We start from the raw sequence: 3,773 nt of genomic DNA, 5'->3' as shown, positions 1-3,773 counted from the left end.
AGGGCCGTTTTCACCGCCCTTAAAAGCCATATGCTTTCCGTCCAGTCTTAAATCTCCTTTGACTTTCTCTGATCCATGGCATTTGTAGCAATTGTGCGCCAAAATAGCCCTCACTTCAGTATTTAATTCCATCTCCTGCTGTTTGCTGAGTTTAGCAGTATCCTTTGCCAAACTGGTCAGATCGAAATTGCTGGTGTTTACAGGACTATAATCTTTGCTCCATGGGAGGGTTTGGGATAAGAAATCATCACCATGCGTCAGGCTCGCACCAAAATGTCCGGCAGCCGAAACGCCAATGGCTGTTGAAAATAATAAGGTCCGGTAGGTTCTGATATACCCTGTTTTATTTTTTCGGCGGACCAGGTTTAAAAAGAACAGCGTAATGAGACTGAATGCTGCTGTTGTGAACCCGATCCACTGGTGCAGGACCAGGGTGTTGCCGCTATAATCACCATGCTGATACAGCAACCAGCCAAAGGCAGCGGACAGTACAGCCGAAAAAGCTCCTGCGAGGAGCAGCATATCAATACCGGAACGGAACTTAGAATTGAAGTTTCGCAAAGTAAACAGTTCCAGGAATGCTGCAAATAAGAGTAAACTTACCGGAAAGTGTACCGCCAATGGATGTAAACGGCCTAAAAAATCCCAAAGCCAGAACGCCTTGTCTTCTAACATCATACTAAAAAATTATATCTGGTCTCACAAAAACAAAAAGCCAGCTGGTCACTTCTTGAATACATAAATATCCGTTTCTTTTTTAAAAGAACCAACCTGTACTGTCCTGACAGCACAGGCTTTTGATGAATGGTTAACCCAGTTGTCGGCCCTTTTCTCCATCATTAACATTTGCAGCCCTGTTTTTTAGCAATAGAATGATTTTAAATGCTTTATTTTAGTTCTTATTGAACTGCTTAATGACACCAGAGTATGAATAAGCTAATGCACGGACTCATCAGATTTGGCTGTATATCCCTTCTTTTATCAGGGTTTTGTTTTTTTAGTGCTGCACAGCAGGTAAGTCCTGTAAAGAAACATGGTGCCTTAAAAGTTGCAGGCGGGAGGATGGTAGACAGAAACAATCAACCACCGCAATTAAGGGGTATAAGCCTTTCCTGGAGCATTTGGGGTGGAAGAAAATATTATAATCCTGAAGTAGTACGCTGGCTGAAAACAGATTTCAACATTAATTTACTCAGGGTGTCCATGGCGGTTGAGCCACAGGGCGGGTACCTAAAAGATCCGGAAGGACAGGAACAATTAATCATTCCTGTGATCGATGAGGCAATCCGGCAGGGTGTCTATGTGCTGATCGACTGGCATGACCACCATGCAAACGTGAACATAGATCAGGCAAAATTGTTTTTTAGCAAGATGAGTAAAAAATATGCGGGTATACCCAACGTGATTTATGAGATTTGGAATGAACCTGAAAAAGTCGAATGGAAGGTGGTGAAAGATTATGCCGGTGTAATTGTGGCAGAGATCCGCAGGTACGATCCGGAAAATGTAATTGTAGTTGGCAGCCCGCACTGGGATCAGGACATTGACGTCGTAGCAAAAGAACCACTCAGGGGATTCAAAAACATTGTGTACTCATTTCATTTTTATGCTTCAGAGCCAAGCCACCAGGAAGTGCTGATGCGCAGGGCAGATCAGGCCCTGAACTCCGGGCTGCCAGTTTTTGTGACAGAATGGGGTGTTGGTGAAGCAACAGGAGACGGTGTTTTTGATGTTGAAAAAACGGAGAAATGGTTCAGCTGGATGGAAAAACACAAATTAAGCTCTGCAAACTGGAATATAACCGATAAGAAAGAAACTACTGCATTATTACTTCCGGGTGCTTCCGCAACCGGCAACTGGCCGTTAAATATGCTCAGTCCTGCCGGCCTTTATATCAGGTCACAATTGAAAAAGTTCAATAAATAACAGTTCCTGCTTTTCATATAATTCATCTGCCAAATCTATCATTTGTGGGGAATTATAATGATACGAAAAAAACAGTAACAAATTCCTCATTTATTTGTTACTGTGAAGTAATGTTCGCGTGATTTGGTTTTTTTAATAGATAAACTTAATTATGAGGTGCATTTAAATAAAGAAATTGTATAATATTTATTGTCTTTGCAATTGGTAGAATAGTTTCTTAGATTTATGTCCAGCTAAAATGAGGAAATTATTACCCATCCCAATTGTTTTAATTCTCACGCTTTTTACACTTCATGTTAATGCTCAATTAAACATAGGGGTTGTAGAGGCTGGAATGTATGGACGCGGAAGCAGCATTTCAGTGCCAATATCCATGCCTTCAAATAGCAATTGTTTTTCATCAGCAAATGTTTTCGAGCTTTACCTGTCAGATGAAAATGGAAATTTTGGAAATGAAACTAAAATTGGGGAGATAGGAGGCTTTTTCTCTACACACATTAACGGAATAATTCCTGCCAGTTCCAACGCAGGATCCGGATATAAACTGAGGATTAAAACTACGAGCCCTCAAGCGACAATCGAGTACGCTGGAAGCGTAAATATTGCAGCTGTTCCAGGCGCCATAGTTGATGTCGTGCCAACCGTGGCAAACCAGGTTTTATCCCCTGAAACTTACGGCTGGTGCGGCAGCGCCGTTGGCGGCGATAAAGCGATCATATTAAAACCAGCCGACAATTCAGCGGCACAGTCCATTACTTTAACAAATGTGCTAACGGGAGCTGCTCAAACCTATACCCCCACCGCTGTGGGATTTAGTCTTGATCATTTGGCTGTGGGCTATTATACAGGTACTGTTAGCGGAACCACGCCCTCAGGTGCCGGCCTGGTCAAGTCAGTGAAGACCTATTTGCTGCTGAATGTCCCTTCTAAAGTAAACATTCAGTCCGGCGGAACAGATTTTGGCTGTATTGATCCTGAAACCGGAACCGGAGCAGATATTTCTTATTCAGTAAACATTACGGGAGAAACTGGTATACAGAACAACTATCCGGGATCAACTTATTTAATCACCTGGGGTGACGGTACGGAAGACAGATTTACCCATTGCGAGCTGATGGCGGGAAACGGGGCACTAAACCACAATTATAGGAAAACATCATGCGGCGAGCCCCCGATAGAATTGGGCAATGGGAGCACCATATTAAATTCTTTCCGGGTATCAGTGACCACCATAAACCCATTTTGCCAATCAAGTCCCGTGTCGGCAACTACCTATCCAAAGATCTTTTCCAGACCAGTAGCGCATATCGACCCGATTATAGCTACCGCAGCATGCATGAATACACCCATTGCATTTAGCAATAAATCAACCGGCGGCAACAATTCAGACTGTTCACTGGGCATGCAGTGGAAGTGGTACATTGACGATGTTCTGGTGAGCACCGATGAGGCATTTACTTATCCCGGGTTTACGACACCGGGAATACATGTGGTAAAACTGGTAACCAATAACGATGTAGGAATTTGCAGACCGAGTGAGGACGTAAGAGCACTGTGCGTGCAAAATCCCCCGAAACCAGGATTTAATTTTAACGGTGCACAGGGAGCGATGAGTTGCGGTCCTCTCAGTATCAAGCCAACAAACACCTCTGTAATTGACGCAAATTGTAACGCAGACAACACTTATTTATGGACAGTAACAGGGGGACCTGTTGAATATGAGAATGGAACAAATGAGAACAGTGAAATGCCTGAGTTTAAATTCACCAACCCGGGCGTTTACAAAATCACACTGTCAATTAATACAGCATCCTGCGGGATGGTCACCACTCCGGAACAAACTGTAA

2 protein-coding genes and 1 pseudogene are annotated in these 3,773 nt (G+C 43.3%); 2 read left to right on the top strand and 1 reads right to left on the bottom strand.

Annotated elements, in window-relative coordinates:
- Positions 1-678, bottom strand: a 678-nt coding sequence (locus VK541_RS17065) for a DUF2231 domain-containing protein (protein WP_324371545.1), incomplete at its 3' end; no start/stop codon positions are given.
- Between the two features lie 249 nt (positions 679-927).
- Between VK541_RS17065 and VK541_RS17060 the strand changes: the two genes are divergently transcribed.
- Both VK541_RS17060 and VK541_RS17055 read left to right on the top strand, forming a co-directional pair.
- Complete coding sequence (locus tag VK541_RS17060) at positions 928-1,926, top strand: glycoside hydrolase family 5 protein (protein ID WP_324371544.1); 999 nt, start codon at positions 928-930, stop codon at positions 1,924-1,926.
- 238 nt (positions 1,927-2,164) lie between these two features.
- Positions 2,165-3,773 (top strand): annotated as a pseudogene (locus VK541_RS17055) (hypothetical protein); the annotation flags it as partial.

The organism is Pedobacter sp., assembly GCF_035317785.1.
GTDB lineage: Bacteria > Bacteroidota > Bacteroidia > Sphingobacteriales > Sphingobacteriaceae > Pedobacter.
This window is presented reverse-complemented; position numbering and strand designations above follow the sequence as displayed.